General features: G+C 61.7%; 13 protein-coding genes and 1 pseudogene. 8 read left to right on the forward strand and 6 right to left on the reverse strand.

The genetic code is table 11. The features are described 5' to 3' along the window. Positions 1–15: 15 nt before the first annotated feature. Positions 16–888 carry a thioredoxin gene (trxA, locus tag ACA046_RS29175; RefSeq protein WP_497675448.1) on the forward strand — a complete coding sequence of 291 codons (873 nt, stop codon included), beginning with the start codon at positions 16–18 and terminating at the stop codon, positions 886–888. Between the two features lie 3 nt (positions 889–891). On the opposite strand, the gene ACA046_RS29180 is transcribed toward trxA, so the two are convergent. Continuing rightward, the gene (locus ACA046_RS29180; RefSeq protein WP_459024094.1) at positions 892–1,239 is read right to left on the reverse strand and encodes a hypothetical protein; all 348 of its coding nucleotides are present in this window, start codon (positions 1,237–1,239) and stop codon (positions 892–894) included. A gap of 135 nt (positions 1,240–1,374) precedes the next feature. Here ACA046_RS29180 and ACA046_RS29185 point away from each other — a divergent pair, with 135 nt between their 5' ends. The 5 genes and pseudogenes from ACA046_RS29185 to ACA046_RS29205 all read left to right on the forward strand — a co-directional run. Continuing rightward, on the forward strand, positions 1,375–1,986 hold the full coding sequence (locus ACA046_RS29185) for a DUF2796 domain-containing protein (protein ID WP_459024095.1): 612 nt from the start codon (positions 1,375–1,377) through the stop codon (positions 1,984–1,986). 148 nt (positions 1,987–2,134) lie between these two features. Next, on the forward strand, positions 2,135–2,845 hold the full coding sequence (locus tag ACA046_RS29190; RefSeq protein ID WP_459024097.1) for an ABC transporter ATP-binding protein: 711 nt from the start codon (positions 2,135–2,137) through the stop codon (positions 2,843–2,845). 1 nt (position 2,846) lies between these two features. Next, positions 2,847–4,112 carry an ABC transporter permease gene (locus ACA046_RS29195; protein WP_497675449.1) on the forward strand — a complete coding sequence of 422 codons (1,266 nt, stop codon included), beginning with the start codon at positions 2,847–2,849 and terminating at the stop codon, positions 4,110–4,112. A gap of 11 nt (positions 4,113–4,123) precedes the next feature. Next, entirely contained in the window at positions 4,124–4,645 is a 522-nt protein-coding gene (locus ACA046_RS29200; protein ID WP_459024100.1) for a DUF3299 domain-containing protein, read from the forward strand. Positions 4,646–4,741: 96 nt separating this feature from the next. Next, positions 4,742–4,990: pseudogene (locus ACA046_RS29205) on the forward strand (OmpW family outer membrane protein); the annotation flags it as partial. Positions 4,991–5,007: 17 nt separating this feature from the next. Here ACA046_RS29205 and ACA046_RS29210 read toward each other — a convergent pair. The 4 genes from ACA046_RS29210 to ACA046_RS29225 all read right to left on the reverse strand — a co-directional run bounded on the left by ACA046_RS29210 (position 5,008) and on the right by ACA046_RS29225 (position 9,951). Next, a protein-coding gene (locus tag ACA046_RS29210) for an IS3 family transposase (RefSeq protein WP_497675450.1) occupies positions 5,008–6,158 on the reverse strand; the annotation gives its coding sequence in 2 pieces (ribosomal slippage) (positions 5,008–5,924 and positions 5,924–6,158; 1,152 coding nt in all). 40 nt (positions 6,159–6,198) lie between these two features. Beyond that, positions 6,199–7,602: an ATPase domain-containing protein gene (locus ACA046_RS29215; RefSeq protein ID WP_497675451.1), complete on the reverse strand. Its 1,404-nt coding sequence runs from the start codon at positions 7,600–7,602 to the stop codon at positions 6,199–6,201. A gap of 90 nt (positions 7,603–7,692) precedes the next feature. Then, positions 7,693–8,817 carry a PAS domain-containing sensor histidine kinase gene (locus ACA046_RS29220; RefSeq protein ID WP_497675452.1) on the reverse strand — a complete coding sequence of 375 codons (1,125 nt, stop codon included), beginning with the start codon at positions 8,815–8,817 and terminating at the stop codon, positions 7,693–7,695. A gap of 243 nt (positions 8,818–9,060) precedes the next feature. Next, positions 9,061–9,951 carry a sugar nucleotide-binding protein gene (locus ACA046_RS29225; RefSeq protein ID WP_008436463.1) on the reverse strand — a complete coding sequence of 297 codons (891 nt, stop codon included), beginning with the start codon at positions 9,949–9,951 and terminating at the stop codon, positions 9,061–9,063. A gap of 411 nt (positions 9,952–10,362) precedes the next feature. Between ACA046_RS29225 and ACA046_RS29230 the strand changes: the two genes are divergently transcribed. Next, positions 10,363–14,643 carry a DEAD/DEAH box helicase gene (locus ACA046_RS29230; RefSeq protein ID WP_497675453.1) on the forward strand — a complete coding sequence of 1,427 codons (4,281 nt, stop codon included), beginning with the start codon at positions 10,363–10,365 and terminating at the stop codon, positions 14,641–14,643. 142 nt (positions 14,644–14,785) lie between these two features. Here the strand turns inward: ACA046_RS29230 and ACA046_RS29235 are convergent, their stop codons facing one another. Then, positions 14,786–16,900 (reverse strand): mechanosensitive ion channel family protein, encoded by a 2,115-nt coding sequence (locus ACA046_RS29235; protein WP_497675454.1) that lies wholly within the window; start codon positions 16,898–16,900, stop codon positions 14,786–14,788. Positions 16,901–17,077: 177 nt separating this feature from the next. On the opposite strand from ACA046_RS29235, the gene ACA046_RS29240 reads away from it, so the two are divergent. Then, a complete protein-coding gene (locus ACA046_RS29240) occupies positions 17,078–18,280 on the forward strand; it encodes an MFS transporter (RefSeq protein ID WP_497675455.1) in 1,203 nt (400 codons plus the stop codon). Positions 18,281–18,450: the final 170 nt, after the last annotated feature.

Below are 18,450 nucleotides of genomic sequence, written 5' to 3' on the forward strand. Positions count from 1 at the left end.
TCTTCGAGATACCCCATGAGTGAGCCCACGCCGTACATCTTCGACGCCACCACTGCCACGTTCGACCAGGCAGTGATCCAGAATTCCTTCGAAAAACCCGTGCTGGTGGATTTCTGGGCCGAGTGGTGCGCGCCGTGCAAGGCGTTGATGCCGATGCTCGCGCAGATTGCCGAGAGTTATCAGGGTGAGTTGCTGCTGGCCAAGGTCGATTGCGATGCCGAGCCGGACGTGGTCTCGCGCTTTGGCATTCGCAGCCTGCCCACCGTGGTGCTGTTCAAGGATGGCCAGCCGGTGGACGGGTTTGCCGGTGCGCAGCCAGAATCCGCCGTGCGCGCGATGCTGGAGCCACATGTGCAGATGCCGCCGCCGGCTGCTGCCGATCCCCTGGAGCAAGCCCAGGCGTTGTTTACCGAAGGCCGTATTACCGACGCCGAGGCCGTGCTGGTGACCTTGCTCGGGGAAGACAACACCAACGCCGCCGCGCTGATCCTGTACGCCCGCTGCCTGGCAGAACGTGGTGAGCTGGGCGAAGCGCAAACCGTGCTCGACGCGGTCAAGAGCGATGATCACAAGGCGGCACTGGCCGGCGCCAAGGCGCAGATTACTTTCCTACGCCAGGCCGCCGACCTGCCGGACGCCGCGGATCTCAAGGCCCGCCTGGCGCAAAACCCGCAGGATGACGAGGCGGTGTATCAACTGGCCGTGCAGCAACTGGCGCGCCAGCAATACGAGGCCGCGCTGGATGGCTTGCTCAAGCTGTTCACCCGCAACCGCAGCTACAGCGAAGGCTTGCCCCACAAGACGCTGCTGCAGGTGTTCGAATTGCTCGGCAACGATCATCCACTGGTCACCGTTTACCGCCGCAAGCTATTCGCCGCGCTGTATTAAGCCTTACTCGATCCAGCTGTACAGCGGCGTATCCCCGCCGCTGGCCACCTTGACCTTGGCGCTATGGCGCAGGCGCACCAGCAGGCGCTTGCCCGCCGAGGCGCTGCCGGCCAAGCCCTCCAGTTGATCAAGCAATTCCAGGCCGTTGAGTTGCCCGGCCTTGCGCAGCAAATCCTGGGCGGCCTGCCACAGGCTCTCGTCCAGATTACCCGCAGCCGGCGCCACCACGGGCTCGGTACTCGGTGGTTTGCTGGCCTGCAACTGCGCGCCCAGCCGGGCCCAGTCGCCGTCGTCCAGCTCCAGGGTCAAGTCCACCGGCAGGTCGCCGACGGTTCCACGAATTCTCAACATCGCACTTACTCCCGCACTTTTCTGACGAGCATGCTCCCACGCGCCTTGCGCTACGCCAAGCAGGCGGTCAAACTCCTCGCAAAATTGTTATAAGATCACATAACAAAACTTTCATCTTTGTTCGGGAGCTCCACCATGCGCCGTTTGCTGCTCGCTTTGCCGTTTGCCCTGTTGCCACTGGCCATCGCCCAGGCTGCCGACGAGCACGACCATGATCACGAGCACGGCAGCCTGGGTGCCCACGAACACGGTGTCGGGCGCCTCAACGCAGTGCTCGACGGCCAGGCCCTGGAGCTGGAACTGGACAGCCCTGCGATGAACCTGGTGGGTTTTGAACACCTGGCTACCACGCCGACCGACAAAGCCAAGGTCGCCGCCGCCCGTAAGCAACTGGAGCAACCCCAGGTGCTGTTCAGCCTGCCCAAGGCCGCCGGTTGCGTAATCAGCACCCAGGAACTGAACAGCCCGCTGTTCGGCGACAAGCCTGAAGCCGACCATGATGAAGACGATGACGACCACGCCACCGATGGCAAAGGCGCCGCCGCCCACGAGCACCACCACGACCACAGCGAAATCCACGCCCACTACCAGTTCACCTGCGCCACGCCGACCGCGCTGAGCAACCTCGACCTGACCCAGGTGTTCAAGACCTTCCCCGCCACCCAGAAAATTCAGGTACAACTCATTGGCCCGAGCGGCCAGCAGGGTGTGGAAGCGACGGCCACAGCAGCCACCTTGAAATTCTGAGTTAATGCCCCGGTTAATGTGGGGGGGCTTGCCTGCGATGGCATCGCTGCGGTGTTTCAGAAATACCGAGGCGCTTGCATCGCAGGCAAGCCAGCTCCCACATTTGATCAGTGTCATCATCCAAATCGAGCCAGACCACTGATTCCCTATGACCCAAGCACTTATCGAACTGTCTGACCTGGGCTTCAACTGGCCGGGTCACCCACAGCTGCTGGACATCCCGACGTTTCGCCTGGAGCCGGGGGAAACCCTGTTCCTCAAGGGCCCCAGCGGCAGTGGCAAGACCACCCTGCTGGGCCTGCTGGGCGGTGTGCAAAAGCCCAGTCGCGGCAGCATTCGGCTGCTGGGCCAGGAGCTGACCGAACTCTCGGCCGGCGCCCGCGACCGCTTCCGCGTCGACCACACCGGCTACATCTTCCAGCAGTTCAACCTGCTGCCGTTTCTCTCGGTGCGCGAGAACGTCGAACTGCCCTGCCACTTCTCCAAACTGCGGGCGCAACGGGCAATCCAGCGCCATGGCAGCGTCGACCAGGCCGCCGCGACGTTGCTCGCCCACCTGGGCCTGAAAGACAAGGACCTGCTGGAACGCCGCGCCGACTCGCTGTCCATCGGCCAGCAACAGCGGGTGGCCGCCGCCCGCGCGTTGATCGGCCAGCCGGAGCTGGTGATCGCCGACGAACCGACGTCAGCCCTGGACTACGACGCCCGGGAGGCCTTCATTCAGTTGTTGTTCGCCGAATGCCGCGAAGCAGGCGCCAGCCTGTTGTTCGTCAGCCATGACCAGAGCCTGGCGCCGCTGTTCGATCGCAACCTGTCGCTGGCCGAACTCAATCGCGCCGCCACGCCCGTAGAGGTTTGAGATGTATTTGTTTCGACTAGCCATGGCCAGCCTGGCTAACCGCCGCTTTACCGCAATCCTCACCGCCTTCGCCATCGCCCTCTCGGTGTGCCTGTTGCTGGCGGTTGAACGGGTACGCACCGAAGCCCGCGCCAGCTTTGCCAGCACCATCAGCGGCACCGACCTGATCGTCGGCGCGCGCTCCGGCTCGGTGAATTTGCTGCTGTATTCGGTGTTCCGCATCGGCAATGCCACCAACAATATTCGCTGGGACAGCTACGAGCACTTCGCCGCCAACCCGCAGGTGAAATGGGCAATCCCGATTTCCCTCGGCGACTCCCACCGCGGCTACCGCGTGATGGGCACCAACGAATCCTATTTCGAACACTACCAATACGGCCGCCGGCAGAACCTCGAACTGGCCAGCGGTCGCGCCTTCGCCACCGACCCGTTCGAAGTGGTGCTCGGCGCCGAAGTGGCCGATGCCCTGCATTACAAGCTTGGCGACAAGCTGGTGCTGGCCCACGGCGTGGCGGTGGTCAGCCTGGTCAAGCACGATGACAAGCCGTTCACCGTGGTCGGCATCCTCAAGCGCACCGGCACCCCGGTGGACCGCACGCTGCATATCAGCCTCGGTGGCATGGAAGCGATTCACATCGACTGGCACAACGGCGTGCCCGCCCAGGGCAAAGGCCGGATCAGCGCCGACCAGGCCCGCAACATGGACCTGACGCCGCAAGCCATCACCGCGTTCATGCTCGGCCTGAACAACAAGATTTCCACCTTCGCCCTGCAACGGGAGATCAACGAATTCCGTGGCGAGCCAATGCTGGCAATCCTGCCGGGCGTGGCCCTGCAAGAACTGTGGAGCATGATGGGCACCGCTGAAAAAGCCTTGTTCGTGATCTCGCTGTTCGTGGTGCTGACCGGCTTGATCGGCATGCTCACCGCGATCCTCACCAGCCTCAACGAGCGCCGCCGGGAAATGGCGATCCTGCGTTCAGTGGGCGCGCGGCCCTGGCACATTGCGACCTTGCTGATCTTCGAAGCCTTTGCCCTGGCGCTGTCCGGCGTGATCGCCGGCGTTGGGCTGCTGTATGTGTGCATCGCCGCGTCTCGCGGGTATTTGCAGGCCAATTACGGCCTGGACCTGCCATTGTCGCTGCCGAACGAATATGAATCGACCCTGCTCGGCGGTATTCTCGTCGCAGCCCTGCTGATGGGCAGCGTGCCGGCCTGGCGCGCCTACCGCCAATCGTTGGCCGACGGCCTGTCGATACGTTTATGAGGAAGCTGTTGATGCGTCGCGTCGTGCTCGCGCTGTTACTGCTGGTGGCCCTGCCCGCTTGGGCCGAAGACCAGCCCAGGGACCTGGCCTGGCAGGAGATGATCCCGCCGGACGCACCGCCGGAAATCCCCAACATGAAACCGCTGCACGACTTGTCGGGCATGGCTGATGCGTTGTCGGTGGAGTCTGCGCCGGCCGCCAAGCAGGACCTGCCCAACGCGCCAGTGGTACAAAGCCTGGACGGTAAGCACATCCGCCTTCCGGGTTATATCGTGCCGCTGGAAGTCAGCGAAGAAGGTCGCACCACGGAGTTCCTGCTGGTGCCGTATTTCGGCGCGTGCATCCATGTACCGCCACCGCCGTCGAACCAGATCGTGCATGTCAAAAGCGAAGTCGGTGTGAAGCTCGACGAGCTGTATCAGCCGTACTGGATCGAAGGCCAGATGCAGGTCAAACCGTCGAGCAGCGAACTGGCCGACGCCGGCTACCAGATGGATGCCGACAAGATCTACGTGTACGAATTGCAGGAGTAGCGCGTTATTACCGTTTCATTGAGCTGAGTCAAAAGCCCAGCCTGAACGATCTTTACCATTGGATGTATCTCTTTTAATACATCCTCTGGAGCTCCCATGAACAAGTCCCTGCTCGGCGCGTCGCTTGTCGCGCTCGCCCTCGCTGCCCCCGTTGCCCACGCTCACGAAGCGGGCGACATCCTGATTCGCGCCGGTGCCATCACCGTCAACCCGAAAGCGGACAGCAGCAGTGTCAAGGTTGACCAGGGCCCGCTGGCCGGGACCAACCTGGGCGGCAAGGCGACCATGAGCAGCGACACTCAACTGGGCTTGAACTTCGCCTACATGTTCACCAGCCACTGGGGTGAATCGCCCCGGATTCTCTAGACACCTTGCAAGCTCATTGCGTAACGTTTTTCAAACTCTACCGGTGACAGCTGATTGTTGAAACCATGGCGGCGTTTTGCGTTGTAGAACATTTCGATGTAATCAAACACATCACTGCGAGCATCTTCCCGCGTGGTGTAGATTTTTCGCTTGATCCGTTCCCGTTTCAGAAGCTGGAAAAAGCTCTCGGCCACGGCGTTGTCATGACAATTGCCTCGGCGGCTCATGCTGGCAACCAAATTGTTTGCCTTCAAAAAACTGCGCCAATCGGAGCTGCTGTACTGGCTGCCCTGGTCGGAATGAACCATCACCTCTTGTTTCGGTTTTCGCCTCCAAACCGCCATCAATAACGCATCAATGGCCAAATCACTGGTCATCTGCGCCTTCATTGACCAGCCAATGACCTGACGAGAAAACAGATCCAGCACCACCGCCAAATACAACCAACCTTCATACGTACGAATGTAGGTGATGTCGGTGACCCAAATTTTGTTAGGTTCTACGACATCGAACTGGCGCTCCAGTAAATTGGGTGAGGCGACCGCTGGCTTACCGCCGTATTTGCCAGGACGGCGTCGATACCCTGTCTGAGAGCGCAGACCTTCAAGACGCATCAGCCTCGCCACACGATGCCGACCACAAGCTTCACCGACCTCGCGCAGGTCGTCATGGATTTTGCGATAGCCATAAACTCCGCCGCTCTCCAGCCACGAGTGCTTGATCAAACCCAGCAATCGCTGGTCGTCTTTAGCGCGTGCAGATTGCGGCTCAGACAACCAAGCGTAATAACCACTGGGATGGACTTTCAGCGTCAGGCAAAGCCGTCGAATGGAATAGTCGCCCGCGCGCTGCTTGATAAAGGCGTACTTCAGCCGCACTCCTTGGCAAAGTACGCGGCGGCCTTTTTTAAGATGTCTCGCTCTTCAGTGACCCGCTTGAGTTCCGCTCGCAGACGACGCAGTTCAGCGTGCTGATCGTCGTCTTGCTGCCGTTCTGCCTGAGGTTTGCTGTAGCGCTTTATCCAGGCATAGAGGCTATGCGTCGACACGCCAAGACGCGCCGCCACATCAGCGACAGGCAGCTTCTTTTCGGTCACTTGATTGACCGCTTGGATTTTGAATTCTTCGGGATAACGTGGGTTGCTCATGGCACCTCCTGATTGGCCTCAGTTTAAGGCATGGAGGTGTCTACGAAACCCGGGGCGATTCATTCTTCAGGTCAACGCCGTTTTCATGGATTACCACTTCAAGAAGCGAAGGATCGTAGAAGCTGTCTCGTACCTTAAGAATCGAAAGCATTCTTCTTAGTTCAGAATGAATCTCGAAGAAACGCATCAGCATCAGGTTATCGACAATACTGGACAGGTCCGGGGTCGGAGAACTGACCTCCGAACCAAAAACGTCACGCATCTCCCATGAGGCAAACACCGTTACGCCACGGGCACGAAGCTCGCTCATCAGGGCGCTGTAGAAATCAGTGATACGTGCCGGGTTTGTCGACACTCGGGTCATGCCGCTCAAGCTGTCGATGAACAGGCGCTTGATGCCCTTTTCCTCAACCATTTTCAGCAGCCGTGCGCCGAGACCATCAAGCAGGCCTTCTGTAGTGGGTTGCCAGGCAATACTCAGCGCACCACTTTCTTCCATACCCTTGATATCAATACCCAGCGATTGGCCTTTGAGGCGTAACCGCTGCGGGCTTTCATAAAAACCGAAATGCAGGCCCGGCGCTTCCACTGTCGACTCAGCGAGGAACTTGAGCCCCAACGTGGTTTTCCCGACGCCCGAAGGCCCCATGACGAGCGTAACGGAAGAACTGTGCAGGCCACCGCCGATGATGGCGTCCAGCGAACCGATGCCGCTGGTGATACGCGTCAGATCGGCACTGTCAGGTAACGATGGATGGCTGTAGAGGCTTTCCAGACGCGGATAGACCACCAGGCCATCGTCGGTAATTTCACACTCGTGCAGTCCGGTCAGTGCACCACTGCCTCGAGTTTTGCGCAGGTGAATACGGCGCACCGAACGGCTGCCGTGAAGCTCTTCACCCATCTCGATCACACCATCAACCATGGTGTGCTCAGGACTGCCGTCGTCCAATCGGGAACTGGTGAGAAACAGCACCGTACAACCGGCGAACGCGGCGTGCCCCTGCAGCTCGGAAATGAATTTTTTGGTGTCGATGGGCGAGTCAGCCTTGGAGCGTGCATTGAGCAAGCCGTCGACCACTAACACGGTGGCCTTCTGACGACTGATCTCACGCCGGAGCAGCTTGACCACTTCATCGAGACCTTCGTTCTCAAGGGTGTCAAACGCACTGACGAACTGAATTTCGGCTCCCACCCGGGAAACATCAAAGAAGTTCAGGGTGGAGAGGAATTGAAATAAACGGTCGTGGGACTCGGCCAGCAACGTGGCGACCAGGACACGGCCCCCGTTGCGCGCATGATTAAACCCCAGTTGATTGGCGAGGATGGTTTTACCCGATCCTGGGCGCCCCTGGATAATGTAGGAGGCACCTGCGACTAGCCCGCCCTTGAGCAGAGCATCCAGCCCTTCTATTCCGCTTTGAAGGCGATTTAGCTTTTCCACAATGCAACCCTGATGTGAACAACAGGCTCTTAAGCCGAAGGTTTACGATGCTAACTCCATTTGCGCAATCGGGCTATCTGCTCATCCAGTTCAAGGGCGGGGCAAATAAAGCGTGAACGTACTTCCCTGACCCAGACGACTCTCTACCCTGATCTCTCCCCCCGACTGTTTGGCAAAACCAAATACCTGACTGAGCCCCAGCCCGGTTCCCTGGCCTTTGCCTTTGGTGGAGAAAAACGGTTCAAAGATTCTATCGAGACTGAACGGAGCGATACCCGAGCCATTGTCTGTGATGGACACGGCAACGAAACGCCCCTTGATAATCGGATAACCATCGGACGCAGGGATAAGGTCCATCGACTCAACACGGATGACCACCTCGCCCTTATCCATCATGGCGTCTCGGGCGTTCACGACCATATTGAGAATGGCGGCTTCAAACTGTCCTGGGTCAACGTGAACAACGCAGGGTACTGCTGTGGACTCGATGCGTACGTTGATACCTGTGCCAACCCGCAAAGCAATCGTATCGGCCATGGCCAATGTGCTTGAATTGACATCCAGCGGTGCAGGATGCAGGGCTTGCCGGCGAGCGAAGGACAACAATTGACTGGTGAAATGAGAACCACGCTCCACCGCCTCGGAAATGGCTTCCACCAGGCGCAGCCGCCGCTCTTCTGATACGGAAGGACGCTTCAAAAGATCCGCTGAAGAACGGATCACCGTCAGCAAATTGTTAAAGTCATGAGCCACTCGGCCAGTCATTCGCCCCAGCGTTTCCATCTTCTGCGACTGAAGTAACTGCTCTTGGGTAACATCCTGAACGGTTCCCGCCATCGCGACGGGTAGACCATCATCGGCATAACGGGGTCTCGCGCACACGTGCAGCCAGCGAGTTTCACCACATGGTGTGATGACGCGGTAGTGAACGTCGTAGTCGCAACGTTGAGCGATCGAGCGATCCCACGCTTCAGCCACTCGACTCCTGTCTTCGGAGTGCACCGAGCGCTGCATGTGTTCATAACTGAACGGTATCTGTGGTTCGAGTCCGAAGTTGAGGCGGCAAGTGGCCGAGGTCTTCAGCTCACCCGTCGTCAAATCCAGGCGCCATATACCAAGCCCGGCGGTACTCAAAGCGAACTGCAGTTCGTGCTCCTCCTCATACACATCATCGTGAGGCGGCGGCGAACCATTCACCGGAGAATTTGTTGCCATGATGGGCAGGGCTCCTCTTTTAGGCTGCCCATGGCTGGATGGGCGAAGTCTTCTTCTGAATCCAGACTTTTGCTTTGCTGAACGAGCCGTAAGCACAATCAATCTCTATTGGGATGGATGACCGCGCGCACCAAAGGTTTCAAATTTTTCGTATGCCGTGGCGCACCCCACTTGGCCAACACGCATTAACTGAATCCGTCCGGACTCCGCCACAAAAAAGGCGCCGGTTACAGGCGCCTTTTTTTATGTTTGACCGTGTCGGTAGAACCGGTCGAGCAACGCCGGCAACCCGGCCCGCCATGCCCGTGGCTTGATGCCGAAGGTGTGGAGGATTTTCTTGCAGGCCAGCACCGCGTGTTGCGGTTCATCGGCGGCATCCGGACGGGCGGCGTGGGCCTGGGCGGTCGGGGCTTCCACGGCCAGCGGGTGGAAGTTGCGCGCTTCGGTCAGGATCGCCTGCCCGAGCGCCAGCGGGGTGGTCGCTTCGTGGCCGGCGTAGTGATAAGTGCCCCACAACGGCGCGGCGCAATCGAGTTGCTTGAGCACCGAAATGATCACCCGCGCAGCATCGTCTACCGGCGTCGGGTTGCCCCGGCGGTCGTCGGCCATCAGCAGTTCGTCAGGTTTTTCGGCCCGGGCCAGGAAGCGCCCGAGTGTGCCGTCGACGCTGTCATCCAGCAGCCAGCCGAAACGCAACAGCACGTGCTGCGGGCAGGTGGCGCGTACGCTCTGCTCGATGCGCCACAACGCCTGACCCCGCAGGCCCAAGGGCACGGGTTCGTCTTTTTCGCTGTAGGCGGTGGCGCGGGAGCCATCGAACACCCGGTAGCTGGACGGTTGCAGCAAAGTGATGCTGTGGTGCTGGCACAGTTCCGCCAGGCGCTCGATCGCATATTCCTGGGCAGCCAGACGCGTTTCGCTGACCGTCTCCGCCTGAAACCAGTCGAAGTAATAGGCGAGATTGATCAAGGCATCGGGACGGGTGTCGTCGAGCAGTTGCGTGAGGCTCGCGGCATCCCAGCCGTCTTGGGGCGGACGCGGGGCGAGGAAACCGATGTCTTCCTCCGCACCGAGGCGAATCAGCGCCTGCCCGAGGGCATTCCCGCCGCCCAGTAACATAAGGCGCATTCGCATAGATTGAGCAGGCCCGGTCTGTTTGGAACGATGGTTATTATCGACAGGCTTGTGAGCCATGCCGTTGGCATTTGCCAGAATCGTTGCATTTTGCGTGTTTGTAGCGCAACCGTCACTTATAAAGTGCGCCGCCCATTGCGGCCTGGGTGCTTTAGATAGAGAGAGCGCATTTTTGTGGCTAGGGTGCTTGTTGTGGCGAGGGAGCTTGCTCCCGCTGGAGTGCGCAGCCCTCCCGCTTTTTTTGGGGCCGCTACGCAGCCCAGCGGGAGCAAGCTCCCTCGCCACAACAAGCTCCGTCACCACAGCAAGCCTCCTCATCACACCAAGCACCCTCACCACTGCAAGGTCCCTCGCCAAAGGGAATACGTGCCGGGGTTGCAAGTTGCCGGGGCTGGCCGCATAAATTGGGGTATGAACCTTCCTGAATCAACGGACACGGTCTTGAACGGTTTCCACCCCGCCGTCAGCGCCTGGTTCCGCAGTACGTTCCCGTCGGTGACCGCCGCCCAGGCCCAGGCGTGGCCGCTGATCCGCCAGCGCCGCTCGACGCTGATTGCCGCGCCCACCGGCTCGGGCAAGACCCTGACCGCCTTTCTCGCCGTGCTGGACGACCTTGTGCACCAAGGCCTGGCCAATGGCGGCCAACTGCCAGACCAGACGCTGGTGGTCTACGTCTCGCCGCTCAAGGCGTTGTCCAACGATATCCAGATCAACCTGCAAAACCCGCTGGCCGGCATCACCGACCACTTGCAACGACTGGGCCTGCCGCCGCTGGCGATCCGCACCGCCGTGCGTACCGGCGACACCCCGCAGAAAGACCGCGCCCTGATGCGCAAGCACCCGCCACATATCCTGGTCACCACCCCGGAATCGCTCTACGTGCTGCTGGGCTCGGACTCGGGCCGGCAGATGCTCGCCAGCATCCGTACGGTGATCGTCGACGAAATCCACGCCATCGCCGCCAGCAAGCGTGGCAGCCACCTGGCCCTGACACTGGAGCGCCTGCAGGGTTTGTGCAGTGAACCGCTGACCCGCATCGGCCTGTCCGCTACGCAAAAGCCCATCGAAGCGGTGTCGCGTTTTCTAGCAGGCACCGGCCGGCCCTGCGAGATTGTCGACATCGGCCACGCGCGCCCACGGGATCTGGATATCGAAGTACCGCCGGTGCCGCTGTCGGCGGTCATGGCCAACGACGTGTGGGATCTGGTCTACGACCGCCTCGCCGAACTGGCCAAACAACACCGCACCACGCTGATTTTCGTCAACACCCGGCGCTTGGCTGAACGCCTGGCCCGGCACTTGAGCGAGCGCCTCGGCAAAACCGCCGTCGCCGCCCACCACGGCAGCCTCGCCAAGGAACTGCGCCTGGACGCCGAACAACGGCTCAAGGCCGGCGAGCTGCAAGTGCTGATCGCCACCGCGTCGCTGGAGCTGGGGATTGATATTGGCGATGTTGATTTGGTGTGCCAGATCGGCTCGCCCGGCTCGATCAACGGTTTTCTGCAACGGGTCGGACGCTCCGGGCATCAGGTTGGCGGCACGCCCAAGGGCCGGTTGTTCGCCACCACCCGCGACGACCTGATCGAATGCGCCGCCCTCCTCGACTGCGTGCGCCGGGGCGAACTGGACACCTTGCTGATCCCGGTCGCGCCGCTGGATGTGCTGGCCCAGCAGATCATCGCCGAAGTCAGCTGCCAGGAATGGCAGGAACAGGCCCTGCTCACGCTGATCCGCCGCGCCTCGCCCTACGCCGAGCTGGATGAACGTCACTATCAGGCACTGCTGCAGATGCTCGCCGAGGGCTACAACGGCCGCCAGGGCATCCGCAGCGCCTACCTGCACCGCGACGCCATTACCCGCACCCTGCGCGGCCGGCGGGGCGCCAAGCTCACTGCGGTGACCAGCGGCGGCACCATTCCCGACAACGCCGACTACAGCGTGCTGCTGGAGCCGCAAAGCCTGAACATCGGCAGCGTCAACGAAGACTTCGCGGTGGAAAGCATCGCCGGGGATATCTTCCAGTTGGGCAACACGTCCTACCGCATCCTGCGGGTAGAAGCCGGCAAGGTGCGGGTCGAGGATGCCCACGGCCAGCCGCCGACCATTCCGTTCTGGCTCGGCGAAGCACCGGGGCGCAGTGCCGAGTTGTCGTTTGCTGTCGCGCGCTTGCATGGGCAACTGGACGAATTGCTGGCCGCCATGCCGGGCAACCTGCAACCGGCGCTCGACTGGCTCACCGGCACCCTCGGTTTGAACCTGGCCAGCGCCGAACAACTGGTGGATTACCTGGCGCGGGCGCGGCTGGCGTTGAGCGCGCTGCCGTCCCAGGACACGTTGATCATGGAGCGGTTTTTCGACGAGTCCGGCGGCACCCAATTGATCATCCACACGCCGTTCGGCAGTCGCATCAACCGCGCCTGGGGCCTGGCGCTGCGCAAGCGGTTTTGCCGCACCTTCAACTTTGAACTGCAAGCCGCCGCCAGCGAGGATGCGATCGTGTTGTCGCTATCCACCAGTCACAGCTTTGAGCTGGATGAGGTATGGCGCTACCTGAACAGCAACACCGCCGAGCACATCCTGATTCAGGCGGTGCTGGATGCGCCGCTGTTCGGCGTGCGCTGGCGCTGGAATGCCGGGGTTGCCTTGGCATTGCCGCGTTATACCGGCGGGCGCAAGGTGGCGCCGCAGATCCAGCGCATGAAGAGTGAAGACCTGATCGCCAGTGTGTTCCCGGACCAGATCGCCTGCCTGGAAAACCTCGCCGGCGAGCGGGAAGTGCCGGCGCATCCGCTGGTAGAGCAAACCCTCGATGATTGCCTGCACGAAGCCATGGACAGCGAAGGCTGGCTGGCCCTGCTGCGGCGCATGGAGCGCGGTGAGATCCGCCTGATCAGCCGCGACCTGCCGGCGCCGTCACCCTTGGCGGCGGAGATTCTCAGCGCGCGCCCCTACACCTTTCTCGATGACGCGCCCCTTGAAGAGCGCCGCACCCAGGCCGTGCTCAACCGCCGCTGGAGCGACCCGCAAAGCACCGACGACCTCGGTGCGCTGGACGCCGAGGCCATTGCCGGTGTGTGCGAGGAAGCCTGGCCGGCACCTAATGGCCTGGATGAGATGCATGAAGCGTTGATGAGTTTGGCGTGCATCGCCGAATCCGAGGTCACGCCGCAGTGGGCCGAATGGCTGCAAACCCTGGCCGATGGCGAGCGCGCCAACCGTTTGCAGATGGGTACTGATCAGGCCGTTTGGGTGGGCGTGGAACGTCTGAGCTGTTTAACGGCGATCTACCCGAACGAGCTGCCACTGTTGCCCGGTTTTGATGAGCCCTGGACCTTCGACGAAGCGCTGGTGGAAGTACTGCGGGCGCGCCTGAGTGGCTTCGGCCCGTTGACGTTGATCGAGATCGCCGCGCCCCTGGCCTTGCCGGTGGCCGACGTGTCACAGGCCCTCGCACGGCTGGAAAGCGAAGGCTACGTACTGCGCGGCCGTTTCAGCCCCGGCGCCAGCGACGAACAATGGTGCGAACGCCACCTGCTGGCGCGGATTCACCGCTACACGGTCAAGCGCCTGCGCCGGGAAATCGAGCCGGTGGCGTTGCAGGATTTCATGCGGTTTCTGTTCGACTGGCAGCACCTGTCGGACGGCACCCGTGGCCAGGGCAGCGCGGTGTTGCCACAGATCGTCGCGCAGTTTGAAGGGTATGCCGCAGCCACGTCGGCCTGGGACAGCGATTTGCTCAGTGCGCGGATCAAGGATTACGCGCCCCACTGGCTGGACGATTTGTGCCGCAGCGGCAAGGTGGTGTGGACACGCCTGAGCAACAAGGCTGGCGCGACGGCCTTGCGTAGCACGCCGGTGGTGCTGTTGCCCCGCAGCCAGGTGCCTTTGTGGAGTGGATTGACCGACGCGCCCGACAGCGCCGAGCTGTCGCCCAAGGCACAGAAAGTCCATCAGGCACTGCGGGAAAACGGCGCGCTGTTTTTCGATGAATTGATCCACGAAGCCCATCTGCTGCGCAGCGAACTGGAAACCGCCTTGCAGGAATTGGTGGGCGCGGGGCTGGCGAACGCCGACAGCTTCGCCGGCCTGCGCGCCCTGACCACGCCCGCGAGCAAACGCCAGGCCCGCAGCAGTCGGCGCGGGCGTGGAGCGTTTGTCGGCGGGATGGACGATGCCGGGCGTTGGGCCCTGGTGCGGCGTGCGCCGGTGGCGGACGGCACACGTCCGGCTGCGCACTCGGCCGAGACGCTGGAGCATGTGGCGATGACCTTGCTGCGGCGATACGGCGTGGTGTTCTGGCGCCTGCTGGAGCGCGAGGCGGACTGGCTGCCCAGTTGGCGGGAATTGCTGCGCACCTTCCACCGGCTGGAAGCCCGGGGCGAGATTCGTGGTGGGCGGTTTGTGAGTGGTTTGGCAGGGGAACAGTTTGCGTTGCCGGAAGCGATTCCCCTGCTGCGGGAAGTTCGGCGGCGGCCTCACGATGGCAGCTTGATTGCGGTATGCGGCGCGGATCCGCTGAACCTGGTGGGCACGCTGTTGCCGGGTAGCAAGGTGCCGGCGCTGAGCGGCAATCGGCTGGTGTACCGCGATGGTGTGCCGGCGGCGGTGGAGATTGCCGGCAAGCAGCAGGTGTTGCTGGAGTTGGATGCACAGGCGGCGGGGTTGGTGCGGGAGAAGCTGATCAGGCGCTGACTCCCCCCTAGCCCCCGTAGCAGCTGTCGAGCCCCAGCGAGGCTGCGTGGGGCGCGACTCGGTCCCAGCGCCAGGCTCAACTTTGGCGGTGCTGCCAACGCAGCCTCGCTGGGGCTCGACAGCTGCTACGGGGGTATCTGCACTATTGGGTTCTCGGCTGCTCAGTAAGCACCACCGACGAAGGCACTTCCTCTTCCGGCTCATCCACCTGCTGCCCAACCCGCTGCGGCACCATCACCTGCTGTGGATAAGTTTGCGCGAAGTGAACGAACGCGCAGTTATCCACAAGCTTTTTCAACCGCTGGTTAAACGCACGACTCACCGCATATTGCCCGCCCGACACCGTACGGAATTGCGCCGTCAGCACCACGCCGTTGAGGTCCATCTTATCGACGCCAAATACCTCCAGCGGCCCTTGCAGGTTGTACTTGAGGAACACGTCGTCGCGGATCGACTGCCCCGCCTCGCGAATCAACTCCACGGCCTTGTCGACGTCGGTGTCGTAGGTGAACTGCACCGAGAAGAACGCGTAGGCAAATTGCCGCGACTGGTTGGTGACGGCCTTGATCTGCCCGAACGGCACCGAATGCACAAACCCCTTGCCGTCCCGCAGGCGCAGGGTGCGGATGGTCAGGCCCTCGACGGTACCGGCGTGGCCGGAATCGAGCACCACCCAGTCGCCGATCGACAGCGTGTCTTCGATGATGATGAACAGCCCGGTGATCACATCCTGCACCAGTTGCTGGGAACCAAAACCAATAGCCAAACCCACCACCCCGGCACCCGCCAGCAGCGGTGCGACATTGATCCCCAGGTTCGCCATGGTGGTGATCGCGCAGATCACCACCAGGATGATTTTCACCGCGTTGCGCAGCAGCGGCAGGATGGTTTTCACCCGTGTGCTGGGCTGGCGGCTGGAGCGTTTGTTGACCGGTGGTTTCAGCGCTTCCTGGATTGCGGTGTCGAGCACCACCCAGAACAGCCAGGTCACCAGCAGGATCAACCCGATGCTGCTCAGGGAATCACTGATGGCCCGGCCCACGGAATTGCGCTGGGCAAATTCAAACAGCGAAACGCCCCAGATACGCCCGAGGATTTCGATAAAGGCGATGGCCATCACGATGCGCAACAGCGCGTGCAGCAGGCTGAGGAAACGCTCCTTGTAGGCGCTGCTGCGCTGGACCGCCACCGTGCTGCGGGACTGGAACAGGTGCTGCAACACCGTGCTGAGGAACACCGTGCCGATCAGCAGGATCGTGGTGAACAGTGCGCAGCGCAGGGCTTTTTGGCTGTCGTCGCCGGCGCCGATCAAGTTGATCGCCGACACCAGCACCATCAACAGAATCGGCCAATACCACAGGCCGGAAAACACTCGCAGGGTTTGCTGCACCGCCGGGTGTTTCAAGCGCTGGGCCAAGGGTCGGTTGCGGATCAAATGCGCCACCGGACGGCGCAGGCGAATCACCAGCATGCCGAAAATCACCGAGGCAAACAGCCCAGTGAAGATCGCCACGCTGTCGGTGATATTGCCCCCCAATTGGCGGGCGATCTGCGGGCTGGTCAGCGCATCGCTGAGGGCCGCAAGGAAGCCGATCAGGAACAGCGGCTTGGGGCAGTAGTCACGAATAATCTGCACGGCCGGGCGCTTGTGTCCGACGTTGAACATCACGATCACGCACAGCAAGATCGAGGTGGAAAAAATACCGCTGCTGGTGGCGTAGGCAAAACACAGCGCCAGCGCACGGCCCACGGAAGTGGGCAGGAAGTGGCTGACGTATAGCGTTAACGGCAGGCAGATCAACGCCGGGACCGTATAGGGAATCAGGTATCCCAACAACGCCTGGAGGCGCTGGCGCGGTGCGATATGTCGCTGCAGGCTCAGGCGCTTGACGATAACCCGCCCGAGCAGGGTCAGCACGGCGAAGGCGCCGACCCACACCCCGGACAACAACAGGAAATCCCCGGCCACGCTCCATGAGGAGCGCTCGGACGGCTGGTTGACCAGCTTGTCCACTTCATCCGCCGCCCGATCGGCCCGCAGGCGCCAGGCGTCGACCAGGTTCTGGTTGAGGTCGAGTTTGTCCTGCACATTATCGATGCTGGAGCTGATGGCGCCGAGCAGGCCACCTTCCACCAACAGTTCTGGCGTGGCCGGGGCGGCAGGCGCTGGAGCCGCGGGGGCGGTGGCCGCTTGCAGCGCGCCACTGCCGCAAAACAGCAGCGTGCCGAGCAGTAGCACAGTCTTGAAATTCAACAAAACACCGGGCTCCTTCAGAAGGGTCTGTAAGGAACTGACGGGTTTGGGGCCGGATCGTTCCCCCAGCACGTCGATCCGTGCGTTCCAGGCAAATATCAAATGCCAATACCTGTCTTTTTCCGCACAAGCCAAAACCCGAGACTGCGCTCCTGATTGAAACCCACCGGAGTTGCAGCCATGCCCATTGCCTTGCTCGCGCTGACCCTCAGCGCTTTTGCCATCGGGACGACCGAGTTCGTCATCGTTGGCCTGTTACCCACCATCGGCGCCGACCTTGGCGTCAGCCTGCCGTCCGCCGGCCTGCTGGTCAGCCTCTACGCCCTGGGCGTGGCCATCGGCGCGCCGGTGCTCACCGCCCTGACCGGCAAAGTGCCGCGCAAATTGCTGCTGTTGTCGCTGATGGTGCTGTTCACCCTCGGCAACTTGCTGGCCTGGCAAGCGCCGAGCTATGAATCCCTGGTACTGGCGCGGATCGTCACCGGCCTGGCCCACGGGGTGTTCTTCTCGATTGGCTCGACCATCGCCACCAGCCTGGTGCCCAAGGAAAAAGCCGCCAGCGCGATTGCCATCATGTTTACCGGCCTGACCGTCGCGTTGGTGACCGGTGTACCGCTGGGGACATTTATCGGCCAGCACTTCGACTGGCGTGAAACCTTCCTCGCCGTCTCGGCCCTGGGTCTGATCGCGTTTATCGGCAGCCTGCTCTACGTGCCGAAAAACATCGCCCACAGCAAACCCGCGTCGCTGTTGCAGCAACTGCAAGTGTTGAAACAACCACGCCTGATGCTGGTGTACGCCATGACGGCGGTGGGTTACGGCGGCTCGTTCATCGCGTTCACCTACCTGGCGCCGATCCTTCAGGACATCTCCGGGTTCAGCGCCGGTACCGTCAGCCTGGTGCTGCTGGTGTACGGTATCTCGGTGGCCGTCGGTAACATCTGGGGCGGCAAACTGGCGGACAAACGCGGCCCGATCAGCGCCCTGAAAATCATCTTTGCCCTGCTCGCTGCTGTGTTGTTTGTATTGACCATGACCGCAAGCAACCCATGGCTGGCCCTGGCCACTGTGCTGGTGTGGGGCGCGGTGGCTTTCGGCAACGTGCCGGGCTTGCAGGTGTATGTGGTGCGCCAGGCGGAACATCACACGCCAAACGCGGTGGACGTGGCTTCCGGGCTGAACATCGCGGCGTTCAACCTGGGGATTGCCGGTGGTGCGTGGGCCGGTGGTTTGATCGTCGCCCACATGGGCTTGATCCACACCGCGTGGATTGGCGGTTCGGTGGTGTTGGTGGCTTTGGCGCTGACCGCCTGGAGTGGGCGCCTTGACCGGTTGGGGCCGGTGTATGCCGAGAGTTCGACCCGGGTGGTTGGCGGGCACTGATCCCGCAGCGATAAAGAACCCAATGTGGGAGCGGGCTTGCTCGCGAATGCGGTGTGTCAGTCCACAGAGATATCGACTGACCCACCGTCTTCGCGAGCAAGCCCGCTCCCACATTTTGAGAGGTGCCGTCTGTAGGACCGTCGAAACTTTCTCCCGATCATCACAGTCAC

The organism is Pseudomonas sp. LBUM1641 (assembly GCF_059716235.1).

Excerpts from the sequence above, each read along its gene's own strand:
- trxA (WP_497675448.1), top strand. The coding sequence starts at position 16 with ATGAGTGAGCCCACGCCGTACATCTTCGACGCCACCACTGCCACGTTC.
- ACA046_RS29185 (WP_459024095.1), top strand. The coding sequence starts at position 1,375 with ATGCGCCGTTTGCTGCTCGCTTTGCCGTTTGCCCTGTTGCCACTGGCC.
- ACA046_RS29195 (WP_497675449.1), top strand. The coding sequence starts at position 2,847 with ATGTATTTGTTTCGACTAGCCATGGCCAGCCTGGCTAACCGCCGCTTT.
- ACA046_RS29240 (WP_497675455.1), top strand. The coding sequence starts at position 17,078 with ATGCCCATTGCCTTGCTCGCGCTGACCCTCAGCGCTTTTGCCATCGGG.
- ACA046_RS29230 (WP_497675453.1), top strand. The coding sequence starts at position 10,363 with ATGAACCTTCCTGAATCAACGGACACGGTCTTGAACGGTTTCCACCCC.
- ACA046_RS29220 (WP_497675452.1), bottom strand. The coding sequence starts at position 8,817 with ATGGCAACAAATTCTCCGGTGAATGGTTCGCCGCCGCCTCACGATGAT.
- ACA046_RS29200 (WP_459024100.1), top strand. The coding sequence starts at position 4,124 with ATGCGTCGCGTCGTGCTCGCGCTGTTACTGCTGGTGGCCCTGCCCGCT.
- ACA046_RS29225 (WP_008436463.1), bottom strand. The coding sequence starts at position 9,951 with ATGCGAATGCGCCTTATGTTACTGGGCGGCGGGAATGCCCTCGGGCAG.
- ACA046_RS29190 (WP_459024097.1), top strand. The coding sequence starts at position 2,135 with ATGACCCAAGCACTTATCGAACTGTCTGACCTGGGCTTCAACTGGCCG.
- ACA046_RS29180 (WP_459024094.1), bottom strand. The coding sequence starts at position 1,239 with ATGTTGAGAATTCGTGGAACCGTCGGCGACCTGCCGGTGGACTTGACC.